This is a genomic window from Plantactinospora sp. WMMB782, assembly GCF_049179135.1.
In the GTDB taxonomy this organism is placed as follows: domain Bacteria; phylum Actinomycetota; class Actinomycetes; order Mycobacteriales; family Micromonosporaceae; genus Plantactinospora.
Window position 1 is genome coordinate 8,099,267 of sequence record NZ_JBMHMC010000007.1, and the last position, 25,261, is coordinate 8,124,527.

General features: G+C 72.8%; 26 protein-coding genes. 9 read left to right on the top strand and 17 right to left on the bottom strand.

The window, feature by feature from the left end:
• Window positions 1-41 precede the first annotated feature (41 nt).
• The 6 genes from argG to ACN28A_RS38115 form a co-directional block, all read right to left on the bottom strand.
• Entirely contained in the window at window positions 42-1,493 is a 1,452-nt protein-coding gene (argG, locus tag ACN28A_RS38090) for an argininosuccinate synthase (RefSeq protein WP_421403879.1), read from the bottom strand.
• A gap of 51 nt (window positions 1,494-1,544) precedes the next feature.
• Complete coding sequence (locus ACN28A_RS38095) at window positions 1,545-2,399, bottom strand: TrmH family RNA methyltransferase (RefSeq protein ID WP_421404871.1); 855 nt, start codon at window positions 2,397-2,399, stop codon at window positions 1,545-1,547.
• 85 nt (window positions 2,400-2,484) lie between these two features.
• Complete coding sequence (locus ACN28A_RS38100; RefSeq protein WP_421403881.1) at window positions 2,485-2,841, bottom strand: ribbon-helix-helix protein, CopG family; 357 nt, start codon at window positions 2,839-2,841, stop codon at window positions 2,485-2,487.
• On the bottom strand, window positions 2,838-3,119 hold the full coding sequence (locus ACN28A_RS38105; protein WP_421403883.1) for a hypothetical protein: 282 nt from the start codon (window positions 3,117-3,119) through the stop codon (window positions 2,838-2,840). Before ACN28A_RS38105 ends, ACN28A_RS38100 begins: the two co-directional genes overlap by 4 nt.
• A 93-nt stretch (window positions 3,120-3,212) precedes the next feature.
• Window positions 3,213-3,401, bottom strand: coding sequence for a DUF397 domain-containing protein (locus ACN28A_RS38110; RefSeq protein ID WP_278062921.1), 189 nt, complete (start codon window positions 3,399-3,401; stop codon window positions 3,213-3,215).
• Window positions 3,392-4,192 carry a helix-turn-helix domain-containing protein gene (locus ACN28A_RS38115; RefSeq protein WP_421403885.1) on the bottom strand — a complete coding sequence of 267 codons (801 nt, stop codon included), beginning with the start codon at window positions 4,190-4,192 and terminating at the stop codon, window positions 3,392-3,394. The genes ACN28A_RS38110 and ACN28A_RS38115 overlap by 10 nt, the downstream gene beginning before the upstream one ends.
• A 247-nt stretch (window positions 4,193-4,439) precedes the next feature.
• On the opposite strand from ACN28A_RS38115, the gene ACN28A_RS38120 reads away from it, so the two are divergent.
• Complete coding sequence (locus tag ACN28A_RS38120; protein ID WP_421403887.1) at window positions 4,440-4,694, top strand: flavin reductase; 255 nt, start codon at window positions 4,440-4,442, stop codon at window positions 4,692-4,694.
• Window positions 4,695-4,746: 52 nt separating this feature from the next.
• On the opposite strand, the gene ACN28A_RS38125 is transcribed toward ACN28A_RS38120, so the two are convergent.
• The 3 genes from ACN28A_RS38125 to ACN28A_RS38135 all read right to left on the bottom strand — a co-directional run bounded on the left by ACN28A_RS38125 (window position 4,747) and on the right by ACN28A_RS38135 (window position 7,464).
• Entirely contained in the window at window positions 4,747-5,607 is an 861-nt protein-coding gene (locus ACN28A_RS38125) for a hypothetical protein (RefSeq protein ID WP_421403889.1), read from the bottom strand.
• A gap of 250 nt (window positions 5,608-5,857) precedes the next feature.
• Window positions 5,858-6,970, bottom strand: coding sequence for an SPFH domain-containing protein (locus ACN28A_RS38130; RefSeq protein ID WP_421403891.1), 1,113 nt, complete (start codon window positions 6,968-6,970; stop codon window positions 5,858-5,860).
• Between the two features lie 23 nt (window positions 6,971-6,993).
• On the bottom strand, window positions 6,994-7,464 hold the full coding sequence (locus ACN28A_RS38135; RefSeq protein WP_421403893.1) for an NfeD family protein: 471 nt from the start codon (window positions 7,462-7,464) through the stop codon (window positions 6,994-6,996).
• A 308-nt stretch (window positions 7,465-7,772) separates the two neighbouring features.
• On the opposite strand from ACN28A_RS38135, the gene ACN28A_RS38140 reads away from it, so the two are divergent.
• Window positions 7,773-9,131 carry a serine hydrolase domain-containing protein gene (locus ACN28A_RS38140; protein ID WP_421404873.1) on the top strand — a complete coding sequence of 453 codons (1,359 nt, stop codon included), beginning with the start codon at window positions 7,773-7,775 and terminating at the stop codon, window positions 9,129-9,131.
• Between the two features lie 100 nt (window positions 9,132-9,231).
• On the opposite strand, the gene ACN28A_RS38145 is transcribed toward ACN28A_RS38140, so the two are convergent.
• Entirely contained in the window at window positions 9,232-10,050 is an 819-nt protein-coding gene (locus ACN28A_RS38145; RefSeq protein ID WP_421403894.1) for a DUF3097 domain-containing protein, read from the bottom strand.
• Between the two features lie 99 nt (window positions 10,051-10,149).
• On the opposite strand from ACN28A_RS38145, the gene ACN28A_RS38150 reads away from it, so the two are divergent.
• Both ACN28A_RS38150 and ACN28A_RS38155 read left to right on the top strand, forming a co-directional pair.
• Complete coding sequence (locus ACN28A_RS38150; protein ID WP_421403896.1) at window positions 10,150-10,941, top strand: hypothetical protein; 792 nt, start codon at window positions 10,150-10,152, stop codon at window positions 10,939-10,941.
• A gap of 250 nt (window positions 10,942-11,191) precedes the next feature.
• Window positions 11,192-12,616 (top strand): hypothetical protein, encoded by a 1,425-nt coding sequence (locus tag ACN28A_RS38155; RefSeq protein ID WP_421403898.1) that lies wholly within the window; start codon window positions 11,192-11,194, stop codon window positions 12,614-12,616.
• A gap of 31 nt (window positions 12,617-12,647) precedes the next feature.
• Here the strand turns inward: ACN28A_RS38155 and ACN28A_RS38160 are convergent, their stop codons facing one another.
• The 4 genes from ACN28A_RS38160 to ACN28A_RS38175 form a co-directional block, all read right to left on the bottom strand.
• A complete protein-coding gene (locus tag ACN28A_RS38160; protein ID WP_421403900.1) occupies window positions 12,648-13,427 on the bottom strand; it encodes an HAD-IIA family hydrolase in 780 nt (259 codons plus the stop codon).
• A 66-nt stretch (window positions 13,428-13,493) separates the two neighbouring features.
• Entirely contained in the window at window positions 13,494-14,522 is a 1,029-nt protein-coding gene (locus ACN28A_RS38165; RefSeq protein WP_421403902.1) for a ferrochelatase, read from the bottom strand.
• A 113-nt stretch (window positions 14,523-14,635) separates the two neighbouring features.
• Window positions 14,636-15,409 carry an enoyl-ACP reductase FabI gene (gene fabI / locus ACN28A_RS38170; protein WP_421404875.1) on the bottom strand — a complete coding sequence of 258 codons (774 nt, stop codon included), beginning with the start codon at window positions 15,407-15,409 and terminating at the stop codon, window positions 14,636-14,638.
• A 263-nt stretch (window positions 15,410-15,672) separates the two neighbouring features.
• On the bottom strand, window positions 15,673-16,377 hold the full coding sequence (locus tag ACN28A_RS38175) for a beta-ketoacyl-ACP reductase (RefSeq protein WP_421403904.1): 705 nt from the start codon (window positions 16,375-16,377) through the stop codon (window positions 15,673-15,675).
• A gap of 169 nt (window positions 16,378-16,546) precedes the next feature.
• On the opposite strand from ACN28A_RS38175, the gene ACN28A_RS38180 reads away from it, so the two are divergent.
• The 4 genes from ACN28A_RS38180 (at window position 16,547) to ACN28A_RS38195 (ending at window position 20,822) form a co-directional block, all read left to right on the top strand.
• On the top strand, window positions 16,547-17,869 hold the full coding sequence (locus tag ACN28A_RS38180; RefSeq protein WP_421403906.1) for a histidine kinase: 1,323 nt from the start codon (window positions 16,547-16,549) through the stop codon (window positions 17,867-17,869).
• On the top strand, window positions 17,866-18,531 hold the full coding sequence (locus ACN28A_RS38185) for a response regulator (protein WP_421403908.1): 666 nt from the start codon (window positions 17,866-17,868) through the stop codon (window positions 18,529-18,531). The genes ACN28A_RS38180 and ACN28A_RS38185 overlap by 4 nt, the downstream gene beginning before the upstream one ends.
• Before the next feature lie 159 nt (window positions 18,532-18,690).
• Window positions 18,691-19,617, top strand: a complete 927-nt coding sequence (locus tag ACN28A_RS38190) for an alpha/beta hydrolase (protein WP_421403910.1) — start codon at window positions 18,691-18,693, stop codon at window positions 19,615-19,617.
• Window positions 19,614-20,822: an acyltransferase family protein gene (locus ACN28A_RS38195; protein ID WP_421403912.1), complete on the top strand. Its 1,209-nt coding sequence runs from the start codon at window positions 19,614-19,616 to the stop codon at window positions 20,820-20,822. Before ACN28A_RS38190 ends, ACN28A_RS38195 begins: the two co-directional genes overlap by 4 nt.
• A 698-nt stretch (window positions 20,823-21,520) precedes the next feature.
• On the opposite strand, the gene ACN28A_RS38200 is transcribed toward ACN28A_RS38195, so the two are convergent.
• Genes ACN28A_RS38200 through ACN28A_RS38210 form a run of 3 tightly spaced genes read right to left on the bottom strand, consistent with a single transcriptional unit; the run spans window position 21,521 to window position 24,554 of the window.
• The gene (locus tag ACN28A_RS38200; protein WP_421403914.1) at window positions 21,521-22,471 is read right to left on the bottom strand and encodes a VWA domain-containing protein; all 951 of its coding nucleotides are present in this window, start codon (window positions 22,469-22,471) and stop codon (window positions 21,521-21,523) included.
• Window positions 22,468-23,445 carry a DUF58 domain-containing protein gene (locus ACN28A_RS38205; protein ID WP_421403916.1) on the bottom strand — a complete coding sequence of 326 codons (978 nt, stop codon included), beginning with the start codon at window positions 23,443-23,445 and terminating at the stop codon, window positions 22,468-22,470. Before ACN28A_RS38205 ends, ACN28A_RS38200 begins: the two co-directional genes overlap by 4 nt.
• Window positions 23,421-24,554 (bottom strand): AAA family ATPase, encoded by a 1,134-nt coding sequence (locus ACN28A_RS38210; RefSeq protein WP_421403918.1) that lies wholly within the window; start codon window positions 24,552-24,554, stop codon window positions 23,421-23,423. The genes ACN28A_RS38205 and ACN28A_RS38210 overlap by 25 nt, the downstream gene beginning before the upstream one ends.
• 287 nt (window positions 24,555-24,841) lie before the next feature.
• Here ACN28A_RS38210 and ACN28A_RS38215 point away from each other — a divergent pair, with 287 nt between their 5' ends.
• On the top strand, window positions 24,842-25,123 hold the full coding sequence (locus ACN28A_RS38215) for a hypothetical protein (RefSeq protein ID WP_421403920.1): 282 nt from the start codon (window positions 24,842-24,844) through the stop codon (window positions 25,121-25,123).
• Window positions 25,124-25,261 lie beyond the last annotated feature (138 nt).

The window sequence follows — 25,261 nt, forward strand, 5'->3', positions numbered from 1 at the left end:
TGGTCCGGCCGGGACCCACGCGGGGAGCGCCAGGCTTCCGGTCAGTCGACGCCGAATTCCATCGCGGCCCGGTCGAGCGCCTCGTCGTCGGCTGAGGAGACGCCGCGGGACGCGATCGCCTCCGCGCCGCCCTCCGGCATCGCGCCGATCAGCCCGGTCGAGGCCGCCTGCGCGGCGCCGACCACCCGGTGCGGGGCCGCGCCGCCGACCATGCCGAGGGTGGCATACTGCTCCAGCTTCGCCCGCGAGTCGGCGATGTCCAGGTTGCGCATGGTGAGTTGGCCGATCCGGTCCGCCGGACCGAACGCCGAGTCCTCGGTACGCTCCATCGACAGCTTGTCGGGGTGGTAGCTGAACGCCGGGCCGGTGGTGTCCAGGATCGAGTAGTCCTCGCCCCGGCGCAGTCGCAACGTCACCTCCCCGGTGACCGCCGTGCCGACCCAGCGCTGCAACGACTCGCGCAGCATCAGCGCCTGTGGATCCAGCCAGCGCCCCTCGTACATCAGCCGGCCGAGCCTGCGGCCCTCGTTGTGGTAGTTCGTCAGGGTGTCCTCGTTGTGGATGGCGTTGACCAGCCGTTCGTACGCCGCGTGCAGCAGTGCCATGCCGGGCGCCTCGTAGATGCCGCGGCTCTTGGCCTCGATGATCCGGTTCTCGATCTGGTCCGACATGCCCAGGCCGTGCCGGCCGCCGATGGCGTTGGCCTCCAGCACCAGGTCGACAGGGCTACCGAACTCCTTGCCGTTGATCGTCACCGGGCGACCCTGGTCGAAACCGATGGTGACGTCCTCGGTCGGGATCTCCACGGAGGGGTCCCAGAACCGGACTCCCATGATCGGGGTGACCGTCTCGATGCCGGCGTCGAGGTGCTCGAGAGTCTTCGCCTCGTGCGTCGCACCCCAGATGTTGGCGTCGGTGGAGTATGCCTTCTCGGTGCTGTCCCGGTACGGCAGGCCGCGTTCGAGCAGCCACTCCGACATCTCCCTCCGCCCACCCAGCTCGGTGACGAAGTCGGTGTCGAGCCACGGCTTGTAGATGCGCAGTTGAGGGTTGGCCAGCAGGCCGTACCGGTAGAAGCGCTCGATGTCGTTGCCCTTGAAGGTGGAGCCGTCGCCCCAGATCTGGACGTCGTCGGAGATCATCGCCCGCACCAGCAGGGTGCCGGTCACGGCCCGGCCCAGCGGGGTGGTGTTGAAGTAGGCCCGCCCACCCGAGCGGATGTGAAAGGCCCCGCAGGTCAACGCCGCCAGACCCTCCTCGACCAGGGCGGTGCGACAGTCGACCAGCCGGGCCACCTCGGCGCCGTAGCTGAGCGCGCGGCCGGGCACCGAGGCGATGTCGGGCTCGTCGTACTGGCCGATGTCGGCGGTGTAGGCGCAGGGAACGGCGCCCTTGTCGCGCATCCACGCGACCGCCACCGAGGTGTCGAGACCGCCGGAGAAGGCGATGCCGATTCGTTCGCCGATGGGCAGGGAGGTGAGAACCTTGGACACAGGGAAGATTATTCATTAGGTCGCATGACCATGCAAGCAGCCGCGCGGGCCTCACTCCTCGGGGTCGTCGCGGGCCAGTTCCCAGAGGGCGACGGCGGTGGCGGCGGCGACGTTCAGCGAGTCGACACCGCGACGCATCGGGATGACCACCCGGATGTCGCTGGCGGCCTGGGCGGCCGGAGTCAGGCCGGCACCCTCGGCACCGAGCAGCAGGGCGGCCCGGTGCCGCTGTGCCGGGGTGAGCCGCTGGATCGGCACCGCATCCGGGGCCGGGGTCAGAGCGAGTACGGCGAAGCCGGCCGCCCGGAGGTCGGCCAGCCCGGCCGGCCACTCGCCGAATGTGGCGTACGGCACCGCGAAGACCTCGCCCATGCTGACCCGGACGCTGCGCCGGTAGAGCGGGTCGGCGCAGGTCGGCGAGAGGAGGACGGCGTCGACCCCGAGCGCGGCGGCGCCCCGGAAGATCGCGCCGATGTTGGTGTGGTTGTTGACGTCCTCCAGCACCACCACCCGACGGGCGCCGCGGAGGATCTCCGGTACGGCCGGCAGCGGGCGGCGGTGGAACGACCCGAGTACGCCCCGGTGCACATGGAAGCCGGTGACCCGCTCCAGCACGGCCGGGCTGGCGGCGTAGACGGGTGCCTCGCCGGTGGCCAGGTCGCCGAGCTGGTCGAGGCGTTTCGCGTCGACCAGGAAGGAGCGCGGCCGGTAGCCGGCCCGGACCGCCCGGCGCAGCACGAGTTCGCCCTCGGCGATGAAGAGCCCGTTCGGCGGTTCCCACCGGGTGCGCAGCTCGACGTCGGTGAGCGCCCGGTAGTCGGCGATCCGGGGATCCTCCGGGTCGGTGATCTCGAGAACGGAGGCGGTCGGTACGTCGGTCACGGGCCGATTCTGCCCGGTCGGGATCTGCCCCGATCAGCCGACGGACCGAGCCCGGTGACGCGGCAGGGCTGGAAGATCGTGATCCCCGCTCGCGGCAGTCTGCGGGCCGTCAGGCCGCGTCGGCGTGGCCTTCGTTTCTGCGAGCGGTGACGATGCGGCTGAGTACGTCGAGGGCGTGTTCGGCCTCATCCAGGCTGACCGGTGCGGTCCGGGCGGTCACATAACCGGTCAGGGCATCGCGGACGACGTCGGACCGGCGGGTTGCGGCCTGCCCGGCGAGGTGGTCCAACTGTTCGACGAGGGTGACGGGCAGGCGGATGCTGACCAGCATCATGGGTACCTCGGGTGCGGTGCCGGACGCTGGTGCTGTAGTCATGGATCTCATGACCGGTGCCAGACTGTCGGCGTTCTGGAACCACGCGATGACCTGCTCCTTGGTCATCCGGTCGAATTCCGGCTCGGTCACAGGACTCGCCTCCTCCACTCATCGAGGTCTGCGCCACGTAAGGCACGCACCCCAATGATCTTGTAGGTCTGGGTGGTGCCGATGCGGTCACACAGCACCGCGATGATCCGACCGCTGCCGGCCATACCCATGACGATGAGCAGCAGGTCACCGAGGACGCGCTCGTAGCGCAGGCCCGATGGGGCGTAGAGCGCCTGGGTTGCCTCGTCCACGCCGACGCCGTTGCGTTGAGCATTGGTTAGACCTTCGTCGGTCCACACGTACTCACGTTCCGGCACCTACCGACCGTAACACATCGTAATACGCCCGGATCGACGGCCGGCGCACCCTGCTGCTCGAGATTCGATCGTGACTGCGGGCGCGCGGCTGGATCAGTGTTGCTTGGCGAAAATCACGAAGGACCGCCACGCCCGCGGGTCGAAGGTGAGCGCCGGACCCTGCCGATCCTTGCTGTCCCGGACGCCGACGACGCCCGGCAGGTTGTCCGCCACCTCGACGCAGTTGCCAGAATTGCCACTGCTGCGGGTGCTCTTGTGCCAGATCGCGCCGCTCAGGTCCATGACTTCGCCGCCTCCGAGATCAACGTGAGGGTGGCCCCGTGGGGCATTGCCTCGGCCCGCACAGACTCCCAGGTCTGCCGCATCGAGTGTACGTCCGCCGTGCGCTCGACGATCGTGCCCTGCAACTGGTTGTCGAGGTATGCCACGTCGCCACCCTCCGGAGGAGTCGCGATCACGAAGGCCCCGTTCAGCCCGGGATACGCCCCGACGCCCTTCGGCACCACGTGTAGATGGATCCGGGGACGGGCGGCGACCTCCAGCAGATGGCGGAGTTGCTCCCGCATCACGTCGGGGCCGCCGACCGGGCGTTCCAGCGCGGTGTAGTCGAGCACCGCGACGAGCTGCGGAGGCGAGTCCCGACGCAGGATCTCCTGTCGCGCCAGGCGCGCAGCCACCTGCTGCTCCATCTCGTCGCCAACGAGCTGACTCGCCCCCTCGTGCAGGGCCCGCGCGTATCGCTCGGTCTGGAGTAGACCGGGTACGACCAGCGGCTCGAAGCTGCACAGCGCGGTCGCCTCCTGTTCGATGGTCACCCACTCGCGGAACCAGGGCATCAGACTCTCCCGGAGGATGGCGCTGCGGATCCGGAGCAGCAGGCCGTCCGCGCCCAGGGCGTCGTCGCAGCGGAGGGTGAACTCCTCCCGGGGTGGTCGCCGGCACTGCTCGACGCCGGCCACCAGGGAGGCCGAATACCTGATCCGCTCCCCCAGCGCCTCCTGGGACAGGCCGGCCGCCGTACGCAGCCGGCGAAGCTCTCCGGCGAACAGCTCCAACATGGGCAGTCGATCCATCTGCACACCTCTGCACATCGGGAGGAAGCCGCTGCTCCTAAGGGCCGAGCAGCGCGAATGCCTTCCGACAGTAGTGGTGTCGTCACAACACTGTCAGCTATGCGGGCTCGTGCCGCGCCGGAGAGGGCCGGGGCGAGTTCCTGCCGAGGGGGCCGTCCCGGTCCTTCCCCCCGTACGTCGAGCGGGGCGGCCCCCGTCCACACCTGTCGAGGGGAGTTGGCATGCGTGTCGTGTGGGTCCGCCGGCCATGACGGCGCACCGCAGCATTCCGCACGAGCCGATGCGCCCGCTCTGGCGCTGCCGGAACTGCGCCGCCGAGTGGCCCTGCCAACCGGCCCGGCTGGCCCTGCTCAGGGAGTACGAGGACGACGTGACAGCGCTGCTGGTCTACCTCGGCGGGCAGCTGCTGGAGGCCCGCGAACAACTCCGCCTACTCAACCCGGGCCGGCCGATCGACCTCACGGCACGTTTCATCACCTGGGCCAGGCGGGGCGAGCCGTGAGCGGTACTCCAGGCAGCGGCACCCTCGGCGGGGACCGATCGCGCCGGTGCGGTCAGGACGGGGTCGGTCCGGTGGTCGCGGGGCCGAGCCCGCCGTCCGGGACGACCTTCCGGTCGGGGATCCCGCCGGCCGCTGCCGCGATGCCCTGCCGGGCGCCGGCGGCGACCCGCGCCGACACCGCGCCGGCCGTGCTCGGCCGGGCCGGCGCGGCCCGGCCGACCGCCGGCACCAGCCGCCGGGCCCGCCAGCCGATCCCGATCCCGGCGGCGAGCACGAGGACCGCGCCGAGGGCGTGCAGCGCCGAGGCCAGCATGCCGCCGACACCGAGCAGCGGGGCCGCGATCATCAGCAGTACGCCGTCGGACTGGCTGAACACGCCGGAGCGGTGCAGCGCCAGGCCGGTCAGCCACCAGCCGAGCGAGTAGAGCAGCCCGCCGCTGACCGCGATGACCTGGCCCGCCCGGCCGAACGTCGCGGCGGGATCCGGCAGCCCGCCGAACGGGAGTACCAGCATCGTGCCGGCGACCGCGACCAGCAGGCCGGCGATCCCGACACCCCGGGTACGGGTGCTCACCAGCAGGCTGGCCAGTGCCATCAGCGCCAGCAGGCCGAGCCAGAGCGCGCCGATCCAGCCGAGCAGGTGTGCCGGACGCTGCTGGGTGAGGAACGGGGCGTTCCCGGCGCCGACCAGGGTCACCGAACCGTACACAATGGCATAACCGGGCAGTGACCAGACGGCGAACCGGGCCAGCCGGCGCAGTGACCAGGCCCAGCTCGCGTCGCTGGCCGGTTCGCTGCGCGCCCGCTCCGCCGCGAACGGCAGGAAGCCGAGGCCGCCGTGGGGCCAGCGGCCGGACGTCGGGTCGGCCGGTGCGGCGCTGCCCGGTACGGTGCCGGCTGCCCGGTTGGGCACCGCCGGCGAGGTACCGGGCGCGGGATCACGCTTGGGGTCCGAGGGGTGGTTTTCCGGTTTCGAGGGGTGGGTCACGCGCGTCACCTCGCTCCACGTGCTGCGCGGGCGGGCGCGGGCGTACTCACACGTCGACGCCCCGGCTCCTGGTCACCACCCGTCGCTAGACAGATCGTGTCAGGTGCCGGGGCGCCGCGCGGACGCTTTGGTCAAATATGCCGTGCCCCGCCGGACCGTCGACCGGCGGAAGGCGTCAGCCGCGTTCCGGCTGCCTGTCCACCGTGGAGTCACCGGTGAGGCTGTCCGGCGAGACCGGCTCGGGGGCGGGCAGTCCCTGCGGGCTGGTCGGTCGCGAGGTCACCTGCGCCTCGGCGGCGCGTACCTCGGCGTTGACCTCCTGGGCCGCCTCGGCGGCGGCGCGGGCCGCCTCCGCCGCCTCGCGCTCGACGGCACCGGCGTCGACCTCGGCGTGCGGTTCGTCCCCGGCTGCCTGGCTCAACCCGCCGAGCGCCCCGCCGAGCCCTTCGAGCGCCTTGGTCAGTTCGGCCGGCACGATCCAGACCTTGTTCGCCTGCCCGTTGGCGATCTGCGGCAACGCCTGGAGGTACTGGTAGGCCAGCACCTTCTGGCTCGGGTTCGCCGTGTGGATCGCGTCGAAGACGGTACGGATCGCCTTCGCCTGGCCCTCCGCCTGGAGGATCCGGGCCTGCCGGTCACCGTCGGCGCGCAGCACCGCGGCCTGCTTCTCGCCCTCGGCGGAGAGGATCTGCGACTGCTTGTGCCCCTCGGCGTTCAGGATGGCCGCCCGGCGGTCCCGCTCGGCGCGCATCTGCTTCTCCATCGAGTCGCGGATGCTCGGCGGCGGCTCGATCGCCTTGATCTCCACCCGGGTCACCTTGATCCCCCAGCGTCCGGTCGTCTCGTCGAGTACGCCGGAGAGGTGCCGGTTGATCTCCTCGCGGCTGGTCAGCGCCCGCTCCAGGTCGAGCGAGCCGATGACGTTCCGCAGGGTGGTGACCGTCAGCTGTTCGATGGCCTGGAGGAAGTTCGAGATCTCGTAGGTCGCCTTCACCGAGTCGACGACCTTGAAGTAGAGCACGGTGTCGATCGAGACGACCAGGTTGTCGGAGGTGATCACGGGCTGGGGCGGGAAGCTGACCACCTGTTCCCGCATGTCGACTTTGGTGCGTACCGCGTCGATGAAGGGGACCAGCAGGTTGAGTCCCGGGTTGAGGGTGCGCTTGTACCGGCCGAGCCGCTCGACCACGTCCTCCCGCTGCTGCGGCACGATCCGTACCGCGCGGATCAGGGTGACCACCGTGATCAGTGCCACGGCGGCCAACAGCAGACCGATCACCGTATCCACGTCGTGCTCACCTCTTCATCCCGTTATTCGTCTTTATCTGGCTGCTCGTCAACTGTGAACTCGTCCCGCCACACCAGGGCGGTCACGCCCTTGACCTCGATCACCCGTACCCGGGTCCCGGTCTCGATCACCTGGGTCGCGTCGTAGGAGCGGGCGGTCCAGATCTCCCCGTCGATCTTGACCACGCCGCCGTTGGCGTCCACCTGCTCCAGCACCAGGGCGCTGCTCCCGGTGATCGCCCGTACTCCGAACGGCTGTTCCTCGCCGGTCAGCTCGGCCGTGCGGTGCCGCTGGATCACCGGCCGGGCCACGGCCACGGTCAGCGCCGAGACGGCGGCGAAGATCACCGCCTGGAGGGCCAGCGGTGCGCCGAGGGCGGCAGCACCGGCCGCGGCGAACGCACCGACCCCGAACATCACCAGGAAGAGAGTCGTCGTGAAGATCTCAGCGACGACCAACACGACGCCCAATACGATCCACAGGAGCGGCTCCACACGTCGATCCTGTCACGGATGCGCACCTACCGGCGAATCTTGATCGACGCACATAAGATCTCGTATGCCGAGGTCCGGCGGCCGGCACGGGTTCGGCGAACCCCGACCCGGCGCGGTTACGCCCGGTCTGGCCCGATAATCCTCCTACCGACTCCGCACGACCGACCGCGAACCCCGAACCGACCGCGAACTCCGAAACCGACCACGAATCCCGAACCGACCGCGAACTCCGAACCCCGGGGTCCGGTTTTGCGTATCCAACTCCGAGTCCCCGCACCCCCGAGTTCGAGGAGGCGCCCGTGGCCCCGCTGCCGCCGGAGTCCGGCCTACTGCCGGAGACCACCCGCCGGATCGACGCGCTCGTCGCCCAGACCCAGGCCATGGGCCGGGCACCCTCGCTGATCCTCGGGGTGCTGCGGGCCCCGGCCGCCGCCGGGGCGGCCGGCGGGCTGCTGCACGTCGCCGCCGCCGGCGAGACCCCCACACCGGATCCGGACGTCCAGTACCGGATCGGCTCGATCACCAAGACGATGACCGCGGTACTGCTGCTGCGGCAGCGCGACGAGGGACTGCTCGACCTGGACGACCCGCTGGAGAAGCACCTGCCCGGCAACCCGCTCGGTGCCGTCCGGCTGCGGCAACTCCTCGGCCACGCCGCCGGCCTGCAACGGGAACCCGACGGCGAGTGGTGGGAACGCTCCGCCGGCACCGACCTGGCCACCCTGCTGGCCGGGCTGACCGAGGAGAAACTGGCCTTCCCGGCGCACCGCACCTTCCACTACTCCAACCTGGCCTACGCGCTGCTCGGCGCCGTGCTGGAACGGGTCACCGGGGAGTCCTGGTGGAAGCTCGTCCGGTCCCGACTGCTCGATCCACTGGGGATGGTCCGCACCTCCTACCAGCCGACCGAGCCGTACGCCCGGGGCTACGTCGTCCATCCATGGCACGAGACGCTGCGCGAGGAGCCGCGTACCGACACCGGGGCGATGGCGCCGGCCGGCCAGCTCTGGGCGAGCCTTGACGACCTGGCCCGCTGGGCCGGATTCCTCGCCGCCGGCGATCCGGAGGTCCTCGCCCCGGAGACCCTGGCCGAGATGTGCGTCCCGGTGGCCATGGCCGACCTCGACTCCTGGACCGCCGGTTACGGCCTCGGCGTCGAACTGCACCGGGCCGGCGACCGGGTGTACGCCGGGCACGGCGGTTCGATGCCCGGCTACGTCGCCACGGCCTCGGTGCACCGCCCGTCCGGCATCGGCGTGGTCGGCTTCGCCAACTCGTACGGGCTGCGCACCGGTTCGCTGCCGATGCTCGGCCGGCAGGTGCTGGGCCTGGTACTCGACGCCGAACCCGCACCGGTACGGCCCTGGCGACCGGCGGCCGGACCGCCGGCCGGCGACATCGCCGGGTTGACCGGTCGCTGGTGGTGGATGGGGCGGGAGTTCGAGGTGGCCTGGGATCCCGGCGCCGAGGAGCTGGTGGTGACCCCGCAGCCGCCCGGCGCCGTCCCACGCTGGCGGTTCCGGCGGGACGTCGAGGGGCGCTGGCGGGGCCGCTCCGGCATGAACGCCGGGGAGGTCCTGACCGTCCGCCGCGACCCGACCGGTGCGGCCACGGCCCTGGACATCGCCACCTTCGTCTTCACCCGCCACCCCGACCGGCTCGGCTGAACCGGCGTGGCCACGTGCCCCGCCCCGGCCGAGGGGCGGATGCTCCTGGCGTAGCTCTCCGGGGCTCGGATGGGACAGCTCAGGGCTCGGACGGGACAGCTCAGGGCTCGGACGGGACCGTGACGAAGTCGATGAGCCGTTCCACCGCGTTGATCAGCGGTGTCTCCACGTCGTGGAAGCTGTCCACCCGGGCGAGGACGCGCCGCCACATCTCGGCCGGCTCGGCGACCCCGAGGGCGGCACAGACGCCCTCCTTCCACGGCCGTCCCGGCGGCACCACCGGCCACGCCCGGATGCCGAGCGCCGACGGCTTCACCGCCTGCCAGACGTCGACGTACGGATGGCCGGTGACGAGTACGTCCGGCGAGGTGACCGCCGCCACGATCCGGCTCTCCTTCGAGCCGGGCACCAGGTGGTCGACGAGGACACCCAACCGCCGCCCCGGCCCGGGGCCGAACTCGCGGACCCGGGAGGCGAGTTCGTCGATGCCGTCCAGCGGCTCCACCACAACGCCCTCGATGCGCAGGTCGTCGCCCCAGATCCGCTCCACCAGCGCGGCGTCGTGCACACCCTCCACCCAGATCCGGCTCGCCCTGGCCACCTGGGCGGGTACCCCGGCCACCGCCACCGACCCGGAGGCGGTCCGGCGGCGCGGCGCCGGTGCCGTCGACGGCGCCGGGCGGCGCAGCGTCACCGGTTTGCCGTCCAGCAGGAACGCGGCCGGCAGCAGCGGGAAGTTGCGCCGCCGGCCGTGCCGGTCCTCCAGCACCACCGCACCGGACTCGAAACCCACCACCGCGCCACAGAACCCCGAGTCGGCGTCCTCCACCACCAGGTCGACCTCGGCCGGCACCTCGGGGGTGACCCTGCGCCGCCGCCAGTCCCCGGCGAGCACGTCGTCGCCGTACATCCTCCCCATCCCGGGGACGGTAGCCGGTGCCGGCCGGTCGGTCGGCGTTGACGCGCCGCCCGGCCGGCAGTCGAGACAGCCGACACGGGAAGCACGTACCCTAGCCGCATGTCCCCCGCAACGGGCGCGGCGACTCTCGTGGCGCGCCGGTCCAGCCGTTTCGTGGCCTGGGTACGCGCCTGGCGTGCCGGGCTGGTGCCGTACGACGAGATCGCCGACGAGATCGCCGGTGGCGAGGAGCACCTCGTCGCGGACGCCCCGGGCGCCTGGACCGACATCCCGCTACGTGACGCGCTCGCCGCCTTCTCCAAGCTCTCGCCGGACGAGATCCGGTTGGTGCTGCCCGCACCCGGCGATCCTCGCGGGCTGCCCGGTCCCGGCCCGTTCGCCTCGGCGGCACTGCTGGCCGGCGAGGCGGTGGTGGCCCGTGGTCTGGGCGTGATCCCCGAGGTACGCACGCACACCAGCGGGTCCGGAGTGACGTTCGAGACGGTGCTGTGGCGGGTGTATCCGCTGCCGGAGAGCGCCCCGGCCGCCTCGCTGGGCAGTCCCGGCGCGGCCGAGGCCGAGGCGGAGTTGGCGGTGACCCTGGCCGAGGCGACCGCGGCGCTGACCCGGCTCGACGTCGCGCAGTGGCGCCCGGAACTGGCCGGCGCACTCGCGGCACTGCGCCGACCGGACAGCGGGATGGACCTGCCACCCGGCTTCGACCCGCGCTCGCGGCGGCTCTTCGCCCGGGCCAGCGTGCTGGACCAGGTGCTCGCGCTGGCCGAGCACGCCGCGCCCGGCGGTTCGGTGAACGGCCACGAGGCCCAGCAGCGCGACGCCGCGCTGCGCCCGCTCACCGCCGCCTGCCGACGGGCCGTCGTGGCGGCCTGCAACGCACCTCTCTCGGCCTGACACCGCCCGGCAGCGGACCGCCGGTGCCCGCCGGACCCTCCCGTCGGCCGTCGGCCGCAGACACCCCGCCGTCGGCCGTCGTCACCCGCCGTCGGCCCTGGTCGCGCCGATGCCGCCGGCTATTCCGGCCGCGACAATCGTCCCGACCGGCAACCGCGCCGACCAAGCGCCGACCGATTCGTCCGGCATTCGACGCCCGGACGGATGCCGGGAAACGCCGGTCACAAAGGTGCGGTAGGGTCCTCGTTCCATGGGCGGCACCCCGAATTCGATAGACCTCGCGCACTCCTCCTCCGCGAGTCCCCCCGCGTCCCGGCGTCGCTGGTTCAACCGGCGCGGCACCGTCGAACTTGCCTGGGTGCTGCTGGTGATAGCCATTGCCGGAGCACTCTGCATGGCCCGCTACGAGGACCCGCGCCGGATCGCCTCCTCCGGCGACAGTTACTGGTACATGCGACAGGCACAGGTCTTCGCCGGCACCGATCTGGCGACCGCCTCCGCCCGTTCATCATTTCAGGTGTGCCGCGACATCAACCGTTCGGCCAAAGAGCGGGGAATGGCCCAAGCCTGTCGCGACGGGTATCCCCAGCAGGGCATTTCCCCCCGGTACATCGCAATTTTCGACAGCCGGCCGGGATATCCGCTGTTCGCGGCGCCTTTCGTGAAGGTCCTCGGCGTCTGGCAGGGCATGGTCGTGGCGACCCTGATCATCGCCGTCGGCGTCGGCCTGCTCACCTACCTGGCCGTCTGGCTGGCGTTCGGGATGCGCCTGGTCGGCCTTATCGCAACCGCGTTGGTCTATGCGCTGCCGACCGGGTTCTGGATAACCCGGATGCTTGCCGACGGTGCGATGCTGGCCGGCTGCCTCGCCGTGCTGATCGGCGCGATGCTGCTCTGGCGCAACCGGTACAGCGGGCTGCCGATCGCGCTCGCGGGATTCGCCTGGACCTTCGCCACCAAGTCGGCGAACGGTGTGGCGATGGCCCTGGTCCTGGTGACCGCGAGCGTCCTGGCGCTGCTGACCCGCTTCCCGAACCGGCGCGGCGCGCTGTTCGCCGGCGGGCTCGGTCTGGCCACCCTGGTCGGCTGGTCCGCGGTCAGCTCGGCGCTCGAGCTGCCGTCGCTGACCGAGGCGATCCAGGACTACGCGACCACCCACTTCACCCGGCCGGACACGCCCGAGCCGTACACCTGGCTCTGGGAACGGAACCTCCAGTGGTGGCCGGGCAGGTTCGAGCAGTGGTTCGTCGAACCGCTGCCGCAGATCGCGGTGATAGCGGCGACGCTGATCTTCGCCACCCGCACCCGGCACCTCGCCTTCCTGTGGCTGGGCACCGGGCTGAGCGGTTTGGCACTGATGGTCGCGAAGCCGGTCGACTCGGAGTACGAGCGGCTGATGCTCCCGGTGTGGTTCCTGGTCGCCGCCGCCGTCGGGTACGCCGTCGTCGTGGCGCTTCCGGCCCGGTGGTCCGGCGGCGGGAGTGGCGCCGAGGCGGCCACCCGGCCCGTCGACCGGCCACCGTCACCGGTGTCGAGCGAGCCGGACCGCCCCGGCCGACCGGCACCCGACTCCGGCACTCCGGCCGGTCGGGGCGACCAGGATCGCAGCGCTGCTCCGGCCGACCCCGACCCGCAGCCGACCGACCGCGACCTGAGCCGGGCCAGCACCGCCTGAGCGGCCGGCTACCAGGCCGCCCGGATCGGGTTCAGACCTCGTCGATCAGGTCGGCGACCGAGGAGACGATCCGGGACGGCAGGTACGGGTAGCGTTCCGCCTCGGCCCTGGTGCTGATCCCGGTCAGCACCAGCACGGTCTGCAACCCCGCCTCCAGCCCGCAGAGGATGTCGGTGTCCATCCGGTCACCGATCATCGCGGTCGTCTCCGAGTGCGCGTCGATGGTGTTCAACGCCGAGCGCATCATCATCGGGTTCGGCTTGCCGACGAAGTACGGCTCGACCCCGGTCGCCTTCGAGATCATCGCGGCCACCGAGCCGGCCGCCGGCAGGGCACCCTCGGCGGACGGGCCGGTCGGATCCGGGTTGGTGCAGATGAACCGGGCGCCGCCGTCGATCAGCCGGACCGCCTTGGTGATCGCCTCGAAGCTGTACGTCCGGGTCTCGCCCAGCACCACGTAGTCGGGGGCGAAGTCGGTGAGCACGTACCCGACCGCGTGCATCGCGGTGGTCAGCCCGGCCTCCCCGATCACGTACGCCGTGCCGCCGGGACGCTGGTCGGCCAGGAACTGCGCGGTGGCCAGCGCGGCGGTCCAGATCGCGTGCTCCGGAACGTCGAAGCCCATCCGGTTCAGCCGGGCCTGGAGATCCCGGGCGGTGTAGATCGAGTTGTTGGTGAGGACCAGGAACGGCTTGCCCGAGGCACGCAGCGCGCGGACGAACTCCGGCGCACCGGGCACCGGCTGCCCCTCGTGCACCAGCACCCCGTCCATGTCGGTCAGCCAGCTCTCCACCGGCTTCCGATCAGTCATGCCGGGCCGCCACGACCGGCGGGGTACGGGCTGCACTCGTTCATGGCTCTCCTTGCGCGGGCGGGGTCAGGGGCGCCGGGCCGGCTGGCAGCAACCGGTCGGGCAGGTGTCCCAGGCGGGCAGCGTACCCAGCCGGCGTCGCGCGGGCGTGTCGGCCGGGTTAAGCCGCTCCGTCACCAGCTCCCGGACCATCGACACGAACCTCGGATCGGTGCCCGGGGTGCCGGCCCGGACGAAGTCGAGACCGAGCTGCTTGGCCGTACCCGCCGCCTCGGTGTCCAGGTCCCAGACCACTTCGAGGTGGTCGGATACGAAGCCGATCGGGCTGACCACCACCGAGGTGACCCCGTCGGCCGCCAGGGTGCGCAGGTGGTCGTTGACGTCCGGCTCCAGCCACGGCACCTGCGGCGGGCCGGAGCGGCTCTGCCAGACCAGGTCGTACGGCAGGCCCGGAGCCGCCCGCTCGGCCACCAGCGCGGCGGTCTCGCGCAACTGTGCCTCGTACCGGCCGCCCTGCGGGCCGGCGGAGGCGGCCATCGAGACCGGGATCGAGTGGGCGGTGAAGACCAGCCGGGTGCTGTCCCGGCGGGCCGGGTCGAGGGTGGCCAGCGCACCCGCCACCGCGTCGGCGTGCGGCTCGACGAATCCGGGATGGTCCCAGTACTGCCGCAGCTTGTCTATCCGGGGCGCCCCCGGCCCCACCGCCGCGCGGGCGGTCGCGATGTCCTCCTGGTACTGCCGGCAGGAGGAGTAGCCGCCGTACGCGCTGGTGACGAAGCCGAGGGCGGAGGTGATCCCGTCGTCGCGGAGCTGGGCCACGGTGTCGGCGAGCATCGGGTGCCAGTTGCGGTTGCCCCAGTACACCGGAAGGTCGAGCCCGTGCGCGGCGAAGTCGGCCCGGATCGCGGCGAGCAGCTCCCGGCACTGCTGGTTGATCGGCGAGACGCCGCCGAAGTGCTGGTAGTGCTCGGCGACCTCGGCCAGCCGGTCCGGCGGCACGTTCCGCCCCCGGGTGACGTTGGCCAGGAACGGCAGGACGTCCTCGGGCCGTTCCGGGCCACCGAACGAGATCAACACAACGGCGTCGTAGGACATGCCCCTATTGTTCCCGCCGCCGTCGGGCTGCCGGGCCCGGCCCCGCCCACCGGCGGCGCCAGCGGGACCGGGCCAGCCGGACCGGGCCGTGCCCAGCCGGACGTGGACCGTGCTCAGGTGGCCGCGCCGAGCGCGTGGTAGCCGCCGTCGACGTGCACGATCTCACCCGTGGTGGCCGGGAACCAGTCGGAGAGCAGGGCCAGGCAGGCCCGTGCGGCCGGCTCCTGGTCGGTGAGCACCCAGCCCAGCGGGGCCCGCTCGGCCCAGGCATCCTCGAAGCGTTCGAAGCCCGGGATCGACTTCGCGGCCATGGTGCGCAGCGGCCCGGCCGAGACCAGGTTGCTGCGGATGCCCTTCGAGCCGAGGTGCAACGCGAGGTAGCGGGAGGCGGACTCCAGGCCGGCCTTGGCCACGCCCATCCAGTCGTACACCGGCCAGGCCTTGGTGGCGTCGAAGGTGAGGCCGACCACGGCACCGCCCGCGCTCATCAACGGCAGCGCGGCCACCGCGAGCGACTTGTAGGAGTACGTCGAGACCTGCAGCGCGGTCGCCACGTCCTCCCACGGCGCGTCCAGGAAGCCGCCACCCAGACAGCTCGCCGGCGCGAAGCCGATCGAGTGGACCACGCCGTCCAGCCCGTCGACGTGCTCGCGGACCCGGTCCGCCAGGCTGGCCAACTGGTCGGCGTCGGTGACGTCCAGCTCGATCACCGGCGCGGGTTCGGGCAGCCGCTTGGCGATCCGCTCGACGAGCGACATCCGGCCGAAGCCGGTGAGCACCACCGTCGCGCCGTTCTCCTGGGCGAGCCTCGCCACCGAGAACGCGATCGACTGGTCGGTGATGACCCCGGTGACGAGCAGCCGCTTGCCGGCCAGCAGTCCAGACACAAGATCCTCCATACCCTCGTGGTCCCCCGCGTCCCGCGGCCGGTCCGGGTCCGTCCCGGCCGATCACGGCGCCTGGGCGATTGTGCCAGTCGGTGCCCCGCCGGGCCGGTCGGCGCCGGCTCCCGGGCCGGTCCGCGCCGCAGCCGAGACTGGCTCGGTGCCGCATGCCGTGACCGGCGTGCCGCCTGCCGTGACCGACAGTGCGGCGTGCCGTGACCGACCGTGCCGCCTGCCGTGACCGGCGGTGCCGCAGGTCGGGCCGGTCAGTGGCCCATGCCGAGGCCGCCGTCGACCGGGACGACCGCCCCGGAGACGTAACCGGCGGCGTCCGAGGCCAGCCAGGCCACCACAGCGGCCACCTCGTCCGGGCTGGCCATCCGGCCGGCCGGGATCGACTTGCGGATCTCCGCCTTGCGCTCGTCGGAGAGCACCGCCGTCATGTCGGTGTCGATGAACCCGGGCGCCACCACGTTGGCGGTGATGTTCCGGCTGCCCAGCTCCCGGGTGATCGACCGGGCCACCCCGACCAGGCCGGCCTTGCTCGCCGCGTAGTTCACCTGGCCGGCGCCGCCGGAGAGACCGACCACCGAGGAGACGAAGACCATGCGCCCCCACCTGGCCCTGAGCATCTTGCCGGAGGCCCGCTTGGCACACCGGAACGCGCCGGTCAGGTTGGCGTCGAGGACCCGGGTGAACTGCTCCTCGGACATCCGCAGCAACAGCGTGTCGTCGGTGATCCCGGCATTGCAGACCAGCACCTCGACCGGCCCCAGCTCCGCCTCGACGGCCGAGAACGCCTCGTCGACCTGGTCACTGTCGGTGATGTCGCACCGGACCCCGAACAGGTCGGCGGGCGGGTTGCTGCCCCGGTGGGTGACCGCCACCCGGTCGCCCTGCTTGGCGAAGGCCTGCGCGATGGCCAGGCCGATCCCCCGGTTGCCCCCGGTCACCAGCACGGTACGGGCCACGGGTGTCCTCCTCCTCGACGGTACGGACGTGCGGGTTGGAGACTAGGCGCTACCGGCGGGTAATCCGTAACCCGGGTGCCGGCCGACCTGCGTGCTACCGGGGTACTACGGGCGGGATAGCGCCACGGGGTGACGACGGCCGGCTCCGGACGGCCGTACCCTGCCCCTGATGGAGAACGGCACCGCCGCGGCACTGCGCCTCGGCCCCGACGAGCTGCTCCGGCTGCTGATCGGGCCGGACTATCCGCCGCCCGCACCGCACGGTCCGCCCGGCAGGTGGCGGCGCCGCGTGCAGGCCGCCCGGCCGGTACTGGCCCCGATCCTGGTCTTCGCCCTGGTCGGCATCACCATCGCCGGCATCCAGTACCTGGCCGACACCCGGAAGCTGCCGGACGTGCTGGCGATCCTGCTCGGTGTCGGCGGGGTGCTGCCGGCGGTGCTGGCCCCGTTCCGCCCGCTGCTCGCCTGGCGGATCGGCTACCCCATGCTCTTCCTCGGCGTCCTGGAGGCGCAGCCGGAGGAGTCCTGGCCGTGGAGCCCGGTGCAGATCGTCGCCTTCCTCTTCGTCCTGCTCGTGCTGGCCTCCCGGACCAGCCTGGGGATCTCCGCCTGGGCGGCGGTACTCAGCATCCTGCCGGCGTACCTCTGCGTGCCGTCCCGGGCGAACGCGCACGGGGTGGTACTGCTCTTCCTGGCGATCCTGATCGTCGGCGACCAGGTGCGGCGGCGCCTGCAGAGCCAGCGGGCCCTCGCCGAGCAGGCCGAACGCAGCGAGCTGGAGCAGGCCCGCCGGGCGGTGCTGGAGGAACGGACCCGGATCGCCCGGGAGATGCACGACGTGGTCGCGCACCACATGTCGATGATCGCGGTGCAGGCGGAGACCGCGCCGTACCGGCTGACCGGGCTGCCCGAGCCGGCCCGGGACGAGTTCACCGCGATCGCCGGCTCGGCCCGGGAGGCGTTGGCCGACATGCGCCGGCTGCTCGGCGTACTGCGCAGCGAGGCGGCCTCGGCACCGGAGACGGCGCCGCAGCCGGGGCTGGCCGACCTACCGGAGCTGGTCGAGGCGGCCCGGCGGGCCGGGATGGCGGTGACGGTCGCCACCGGTCCGGAGCCGGAGCGCCCCCGGACGGTGCCGGAGGCGGTCGGGCTGGCCGCGTACCGGATCGTCCAGGAGGCCCTGGCCAACGCGGCCCGGCACGCGCCCGGGACGACCGTGCGGGTGTCGGTGGACGCGGACGACCGGGGGCTGGCCATCGGGATCTGGAACGACCCGCCCGGATCCGGCAGCGGCCCGGCGGGCGACGCCGCCGGCCAGGCCGGGCACGGACTGACCGGGATGCGGGAGCGGGCCCGGCTGCTCGGCGGCCGGCTGCGGGCCGGCCCCACCGACGACCACGGGTACGCGGTGACCGCCTACCTGCCATACCGTCCCGAGGAGGAGACCCCGGCAGCGGACCGGTCCGAGCGGGACGGCAAGCTGGACGGATGATCCGGGTACTCGTCGTCGACGACCAGGCGATGGTCCGGCAGGGGTTCGGGGCGCTGCTGGCGGCCCAGCCCGACCTGCTGGTGGTCGGCGACGCGGCGAACGGCGCCGAGGCGGTCACCGCCGCCCGGCGACTCGACCCGGACGTAGTGCTGATGGACGTCCGGATGCCGGTGCTGGACGGCCTGGCCGCGACCCGGCAGCTCCTCGGCGGCCGGCCGGAGGCGGACCGGCCCCGGGTGCTCGTGCTGACCACCTTCGACCTGGACGACTACGTCTACGAGGCGCTGCGGGCCGGCGCCAGCGGCTTCCTGCTCAAGGACGCCCCGGCCGCCGACCTGGTGCACGCGGTCCGGGTGGTGGCGGCCGGTGAGGCGCTGCTCGCCCCGACGGTGACCCGCCGGCTGATCGCCGAGTTCGCCGCCCGGCCCGGCCGGGACCGGCCCCGCCCGGTCAGTCTGGCCGGGCTCACCCCCCGGGAGACCGAGGTGCTCCGGCTGATCGCCCGGGGCCGCTCGAACGGCGAGATCGCCGCCGAACTGGTGGTCGCCGAGCAGACCGTGAAGACCCACGTCGGGCGGATCCTGGGCAAGCTCGACCTGCGCGACCGGGCCCAGGCGGTGGTGGTCGCGTACGAGTCCGGGTTGGTCACCGCCGGGGACTAGGCGGAGTTCCCAGGCGGTGGCCCACCGTGGGGGACTCGTCCTCCGGTAGCCCCCGGACAGTCCCCTGGTACTCCGGGGGAAGCCGTCCCACGGCGTGACGCGCCGGCCCCCTTCCGGAACGCATTCTCTGCTCGGAGAAGCGATCGGAGGGAGAACGGCATGCGATGGCGACCGACGGTACGGACCGGGGTGGCCGGACTGCTCGCGCTGGGGCTGATGGTGCCGCCACCGGCCCGGCCCGCCGAGGCGGTGTCCCCGGCGACCGGGTTCGTGGCGGCGTACCCGACTATGGCGGCGGCGATGCGCTCGGCCGGCGGCCCGTACGCCGACTGGGTCGCCGCGGGCCGGTCCTTCCTCGCCTTCGACCCGCACGGCGACGGCCTGGCCGTGGAGGTGCTCGGCGACCTCGGCAGCGCCGACCGGATCGCGGTACTCGTGCCCGGAGTGGACAGCACGCTGCGGGACTTCGACCGCGGCCTGGGCGGGGTACGCCGCCGCGCCCCGGCCGTCCAGGCCCGCGCGCTGCACGAGGAGATCCGGGCCCTCCGGCCCGGTGCCCGGGTGGCGGTGCTGGCCTGGCTCGGCTACGACACGCCGGACGGGCTGGGTCGGGCGGCGGCCCGCGCGGAGCACGCCCGAGCCGGCGCGGCCGCTCTGGTCGAGTTGGCCCGGACGCTGGCCCGGCACCGGCCCGGCGCGACGGTGACGCTTGTCGGGCACAGCTACGGCGCGCTGGTGCTGGGGCTGGCCGCGGCCGAGTTGCCGCCGCAGGTCACCGACCTGGTGACGCTGGCCGGGGTCGGGATGGGCGTGGACCGGGCGGCCGGGCTGGGCACCGGTGCCCGGGTCTGGGCAGCCGAGGCGCCGGACGACTGGATCCGCCGGCTGCCGCCGGTGCGGGTGTTCGGCTTCGGGCACGGCGTCCGGCCGGCCAGTCCCGGGTTCGGCGCCCGGCCGCTGCCGGTGTCGGGGGTGACCGGGCACGACGGATATCTGGTGCCGGGCAGCGCGACACTGCACGCGACCGCCCTGGTCACGCTCGGAGCGTCCGGGCGGATCGACACGACGGCGGTGACCAGCCGATGAGCCTGCTGGACCGACAACGGACCGAGGGCACGGCGACGCCGTCCCGGCTGCGTGCCGGCGCGGACGGCGGCGGCCGGGACCGGGGCGTCGACGGGCTGCGGGCGTACGCGATCGGCGGGGTGGTGTTCGGGCACTGGCTGGTCACCGCCCTGGTGCTCGGCGCCGACGGAGCGCTGCGCACCGCCAGCCCGCTGGCCGCGATGCCGGCGCTGGCACCGGCGACCTGGCTGTTCCAGACGCTCGGGCTCTTCTTCTTCGTCAGCGGGTACGCCTCGGCCCGGTCGCTGCGCTCGGCCGCCGGCCGGGGACTCGGCCCGGCCGGTTGGCTGGGCAGCCGGCTGGGACGGCTGGGACGGCCGGTGTCGCTGCTGCTCGGCGGCTGGCTCGCGGTGCTGGCCGTGGCCGCCCTGCTCGGCACTCCGGCGGGGACCCTGCGGACCGCGGCCACGCTGGTGGTCAGTCCACTGTGGTTCCTGCTGCCGCTGGTGGCGTTGATCGCGGCGACCGGGCCGCTGTCCCGGGCACTGGACCGGTACGGGCCGGTCCGGCTGGCCGTACCCGCGGTGGCGTTGGTCACGCTCAGCGATCTGGTCGGGCGGGTCGACGAGGGCTGGCCGGTGCCGTTGCCCGGGGACGGGGTGTGGCGGGTGCCGGTCGCGGTGCTGGCCGGCTGGCTGCTGCCGTACCTGCTCGGGATGGCCCTCGCCGACGGCCGGCTCGGCGGCCGGCGGGTCGCGGTCGGTCTGCTGCTCGGCGGTGCGGCCGGGATGGTGGTGCTGGGCTGGGCCGGCTATCCGGTGAGCGCGGTCGGGGTACCCGGGGACGGGATGTCCAATCTCGACCCGCCGTCGCTCTTCGCGGTCTGCCTGGCGCTGGCCCAGATCGGGGTGGCGCTGCTGGTCCGGCCGGCGTTGGGCCGCCTGCTGGCCCGGCCGGGCCGGTGGGCGCCGGTGGACCGGCTCAACAGGGTGGCGATGGGGGTCTACCTGTGGCACCAGAGCACCCTGCTCGGGGTGACCGCCCTGGTCGCGCTGCTGGCCCGGCTGGCCGGCGCGGGCGCCGTACCCGGACTGCACACCGCACCCGACGGAGCCGGCTGGGTCGCCGCCCGGCTGGCCTGGCTGCCGCTGCTGGTCCTGGTGCTGGCGGTGCTGGTGGGACGGACCGGTCGCGACCGACCGGCGGGGCGGCAATACGAACGGTAACCGGCGGGGCGGACAGCACGGACGGTAACCGACGGAACGACTTCCGGCCCCCGGCCCCGGTCGGGGAGCCGACACCGGGGGACCCGGATGGCCGACTGCGGCCGTCGGGTCCCCCGGGTGTACGATTACTCGCGTTCCAGGTCCGGCCGACAAGATGGAGGTGATCGCTGTGCGAGATAGCGATCCTCCCAGTCGTGGCCGGGTCCTTGGTCAGTCCGCCTGAGCCGTGACGTCTCCCGCCGACTGACCCAGTTCCGCTCCACACCGCATCCCGGTCCCGCCCCGGCAACCGCCGGTGCGTCGAGCCGGCTGTGCGAATCCGCTGGCTGTCGCCGAGCCGAGGTGTGTGGAGCTGCCCGGTCACGACTTCGTGTGCGCGTCCAGTGATCCCCGAGACGTCGCCGCCGCCCGCTGCCCGCCGGCCCGGCACGTCTCCAGTCGCCACCCGGAGGCACAATCATGCAGCGTTACGTCGCTCCGCTCGGCTTCACCCTCGCCGCCGCCTGGGTCGTGGTGGTCTTCATGCTGGTCCGCGCGACCCCGTGACGGAGATCTCCGCCAGCTTGGCGCACCCGCCGTTCCGCCCACCCGCACGTACCCGGCCGGCCCGGTAACCGGCACCGACCGGGTACGTCAGCACTCCCGTCCGCCCGCACAGCCGACCGTCCCGCCGTTCACACGGCCGACCGTCCCGCCGTTCACACCAGGCGGGACGTCCAGAGCAGGCTCAGGCCCGCCGCGCAGAGCGCGAAGAGCAGCGCGATCCCGGCGTACCACTGGGTGATCTCCCGGGCCTCGGTCCGGAACCCGATCGAGCTGCCCATGTCCTGGTAGACCTGCTTCAGCTCGCTCACCGAGGCCGCCTCGTAGAAGTACCCCTGGGTCGTCTCGGCGAGTTCGGCCAGGGCCAGCCGATCCACCGGTACCCGTTGTAGCTGGCCGCCGATGTCGACCGCGCCGGAGTCCGTGCCGAACGCGATCGTCGAGACCGGAACGTTCGCCGCCTGCGCCGCGGCGCCGGCCTCCTCGATCGACCGCCCCGAGGTGCGGTAGCCGTCCGAGAGCAGCACGATCCGGGCCGGCGGGATGCCCTGGGCACCGTCCGCCGGCACCGACCGGATCGCCTCCAGGCAGGTGAAGACGGCCTCGCCGGTCGCGGTCGCCTCGGCCAGCACCAGGCCGTCGATGGCCTGCACGACCGCCGGCCGGTCCTTGCCGGGCGGCACCAGCACGTTCGCCGACTTGGCGAAGGCGACCAGCCCGAGGTTGTAGGTCGGCGGCAGCTCGTCGACGAACTGCTTGGCCGCCTCCTGGGCCGCCTCCAGCCGGTTCGGCGCCACGTCGTCGGCCTCCATCGACAGCGACACGTCGATCGCCAGCATGATCGTGGCGCGCTCCAGCGGCTCCTTGGTGTCGATCGCCGGCCGGGCCATCCCGGTGGCCAGGATCAGCAGGCTGAGCAGGAAGACCCCGGCGGCGGCGTGCCGGCGCCAGCCGATCCCCTTCGGCGCCAGGGTGCGCAGCAGCTCGACGTTCGTGAACCGCATCGCGTAGGTGCGGCGGTGCAGTTGCCGCCAGACGTACGCCCCGGCGAGCAGCAGCACCGGAAGCACCGCCAGCAGCCACCACGGTTGCAGAAAACGGATCATCGTGTCGTCCCCCGGGTACGGGCGTGCCGCTGCGCTGCGACGAAGCGCACCATGTCCAGCAGCCAGTCGGAGTCGGTCCGCAGCCGCAGGTGTGCCGCTCCGGCGGCCCGCAGCTCGTGGGCGATGGCGCCGCGCTGGGCGGCAGCCGCGGCGGCGTAACGTTGCCGCAGCTTTGGATCGGCGGTCTGCACCTCGTGCAGTTCACCGGTCTCGGGGTCGACGACGGGCAGCACGCCGACGTCCGGCAGTTCCAGCTCGCGCGGGTCGACCACCTCGACGGCGAGCACCTCGTGCCGGACCCGCAGCTTGCGTACCGGGCGTCCCCACTGTTCCGGCGGGGCGAGGAAGTCGGAGATCACCACCGCCATGCCGCGCCGCCGGGGTGGACGGTTGAGCGCGTCCACCAGCAGGCCGAGGTCGGTGCGCCCGGGTCGGGTCGGCGTGCCGGCGATGGTCCGGAGCAACCCCTGTGCCTCCTTCCGGCCCGGCCGGGCCGGCAGCCGCAGCACCCCCGGCGGGGTGCTGGGCGAGCCCGTCCGGCCGTCCCGGGGCGGGCCGGTGCCGATCACCGCACCGATCCGGTTGCCGCCGCGCACCGTCAGGTGGGTGACCGCCGCCGCAGCAGCGATCACGAGTTCCCGTTTGAGCCAGCGGCCGGTGCCGAAGTCGAGGCTGGCCGAGAGGTCCACCGCCAGCCAGGTCTCCAACTCCCGGTCGGCCACCGTACGCCGGACGTGCGGCACCGTCGTCCGGGCCGTCACCGGCCAGTCCATCCGGCGTACGTCGTCGCCGGGGCGGTACTCCCGGGACTCCCCCGCCTCGGTGCCCGGCCCCGGCAGCAGTCCGAGGTAGTCGCCCTGGAGCAGTCCGTCGAGTTTGCGGGTGACCAGCAGCTGCAACCGGGAGAGCACCGCCTCGGCGCGGGCCGGGCTGTTCTCGGTGGCCGGCGTCATGCCGGCGGCTGTCCGGGCCACGCCGGGCCGGACGCCAGGATCCCGGACGCCGGGCCGAGCCCGGGACCGGGCGGCGGGGTGGCGTTCTGCCGGGGCGCGACGGTGGGCAGCGGGATGGTGGACATCACCCGGTCGACGACATGGTCGGCCGGAATGTTGTCGGCCAGCGCGTCGTAGCTGAGCACCAGCCGGTGCCGGAGGATGTCCGGAGCGATGTCCTGGACGTCCTGCGGCAGCGCGTAGTCCCGGCCGCGCATCAGGGCGAGCGCCCGGGTGGCCCGGACGATGCCGAGCGAGGCGCGTGGGCTGGCGCCGTACTGGATGAGCTGGGCGACGTCCGGCATCCCGTGTTCGGCCGGGGCGCGGGTGGCCAGCACCAGGCGTACGGCGTAGTCGACCAGGGCGTTGTGCACGAACACCTGGTCGGCCTTGCGTTGCAGCCCGACGAGTTCGAGCGGGGTGAAGATCGAGGCCGGCTCGGGGGCGCTGACTCCCATCCGGTAGACGATCTCGCGTTCCTCGGCGTCGGTGGGATAGCCGACGATGATCTTCATGAGGAAGCGGTCCCGCTGCGCCTCGGGCAGCGGATAGACGCCCTCCTGCTCGATCGGGTTCTGCGTCGCCATCACCAGGAACGGGTTCGGCACCCGGTGGGTCTGCCCGCCGATCGACACCTGCTGCTCGGACATCACCTCCAGCAGCGCCGACTGCACCTTGGCCGGTGCCCGGTTGATCTCGTCGGCGAGCAGGAAGTTCACGAAGACGGGGCCGAGTTCGACGTCGAACTTCTCGCTCGACTGCCGGTAGATCCGGGTGCCGACGATGTCGGCGGGGACCAGGTCCGGAGTGAACTGCACCCGGGCGAAGGTACCGCCGACGACCCGGGCCAGGGTCTCCACCGCGAGCGTCTTCGCCACCCCGGGCACCCCTTCGAGCAGGCAGTGCCCGCGGGCCAGCAGGGCGACGAACATCCGCTCCACCATCCGGTCCTGCCCGACGATGACCCGCTTGACCTCGAAGAGGGCGCGTTCGAGCAGGGTCGCGTCCTCGGCCGGGGTGCTGCCCACGGTCGGGACGGCACCGCCGACGTCGGGCGGGGTCGGGGTGTCGGGCGTCGTCGGCTGGGCCACCGGTCCTCCACAGCAGGTTCACGGAATCAGTCGGGGGGTCGGCGCGGGCCGACGACCCCAAGCGTCGCACGTCCGGCTGAGAAGCCGCGAAGGAGAACCGGATTTGCGGTTTCATCCGGCGCATTTGCGGCTGCGGGAGGCGCGCAATCCGGAAAACGGTCGAGGGTGGGTAGACATAGGGGGGTTTTCTCCGGGTACGATGCAGCGGATCGCCGGGCGGCTCCCCCCGTGGCTGCCCGGCGATCTCTATCTCCGGGTCCGTCCACCGGCGCCGTAGACTCGCCGCCGTGAGTGACGGGTCCACAGCCGAGAGCGGCGCATCGTCCCCGGCCGCCTTCCTCCGGCGCCAGCTCGGCGACAATCCGCCCCGGATCTGTTCGGCGCGGGGCTGCCGGGCGGCCGCCGTCTGGGCGCTGCACTGGAACAATCCCCGGCTGCACACCCCGGAGCGACGCAAGACCTGGCTGGCCTGCGCCGAGCACCGGCACTCGCTCGGCGACTTCCTCGGCGCGCGCGGGTTCCTTCGGGAGGTAACACCCGCCGAGGGATCGCCTACGCTCGACACGTGAGCGAGCGAGGCGACGAGCGGGACACGCACGGGCCGACCGACCGGGGCGAGCATGTCGACACCGACCGGCCCGACCGGCCCGACCGGCCCGAACCAGGCGGAGCCCACCAGCCCGGACCAGGCGGAGCCCACCAGCCCG

Coding starts and splice junctions, on each gene's coding strand:
- ACN28A_RS38110 (WP_278062921.1), bottom strand. CDS start 3,401: ATGGACCTGAGCGGCGCGATCTGGCACAAGAGCACCCGCAGCAGTGGC.
- ACN28A_RS38115 (WP_421403885.1), bottom strand. CDS start 4,192: ATGGATCGACTGCCCATGTTGGAGCTGTTCGCCGGAGAGCTTCGCCGG.
- ACN28A_RS38120 (WP_421403887.1), top strand. CDS start 4,440: ATGACGGCGCACCGCAGCATTCCGCACGAGCCGATGCGCCCGCTCTGG.
- ACN28A_RS38145 (WP_421403894.1), bottom strand. CDS start 10,050: ATGGGGAGGATGTACGGCGACGACGTGCTCGCCGGGGACTGGCGGCGG.
- ACN28A_RS38150 (WP_421403896.1), top strand. CDS start 10,150: ATGTCCCCCGCAACGGGCGCGGCGACTCTCGTGGCGCGCCGGTCCAGC.
- ACN28A_RS38155 (WP_421403898.1), top strand. CDS start 11,192: ATGGGCGGCACCCCGAATTCGATAGACCTCGCGCACTCCTCCTCCGCG.
- ACN28A_RS38160 (WP_421403900.1), bottom strand. CDS start 13,427: ATGACTGATCGGAAGCCGGTGGAGAGCTGGCTGACCGACATGGACGGG.
- ACN28A_RS38165 (WP_421403902.1), bottom strand. CDS start 14,522: ATGTCCTACGACGCCGTTGTGTTGATCTCGTTCGGTGGCCCGGAACGG.
- ACN28A_RS38180 (WP_421403906.1), top strand. CDS start 16,547: ATGGAGAACGGCACCGCCGCGGCACTGCGCCTCGGCCCCGACGAGCTG.
- ACN28A_RS38185 (WP_421403908.1), top strand. CDS start 17,866: ATGATCCGGGTACTCGTCGTCGACGACCAGGCGATGGTCCGGCAGGGG.
- ACN28A_RS38190 (WP_421403910.1), top strand. CDS start 18,691: ATGCGATGGCGACCGACGGTACGGACCGGGGTGGCCGGACTGCTCGCG.
- ACN28A_RS38195 (WP_421403912.1), top strand. CDS start 19,614: ATGAGCCTGCTGGACCGACAACGGACCGAGGGCACGGCGACGCCGTCC.
- ACN28A_RS38200 (WP_421403914.1), bottom strand. CDS start 22,471: ATGATCCGTTTTCTGCAACCGTGGTGGCTGCTGGCGGTGCTTCCGGTG.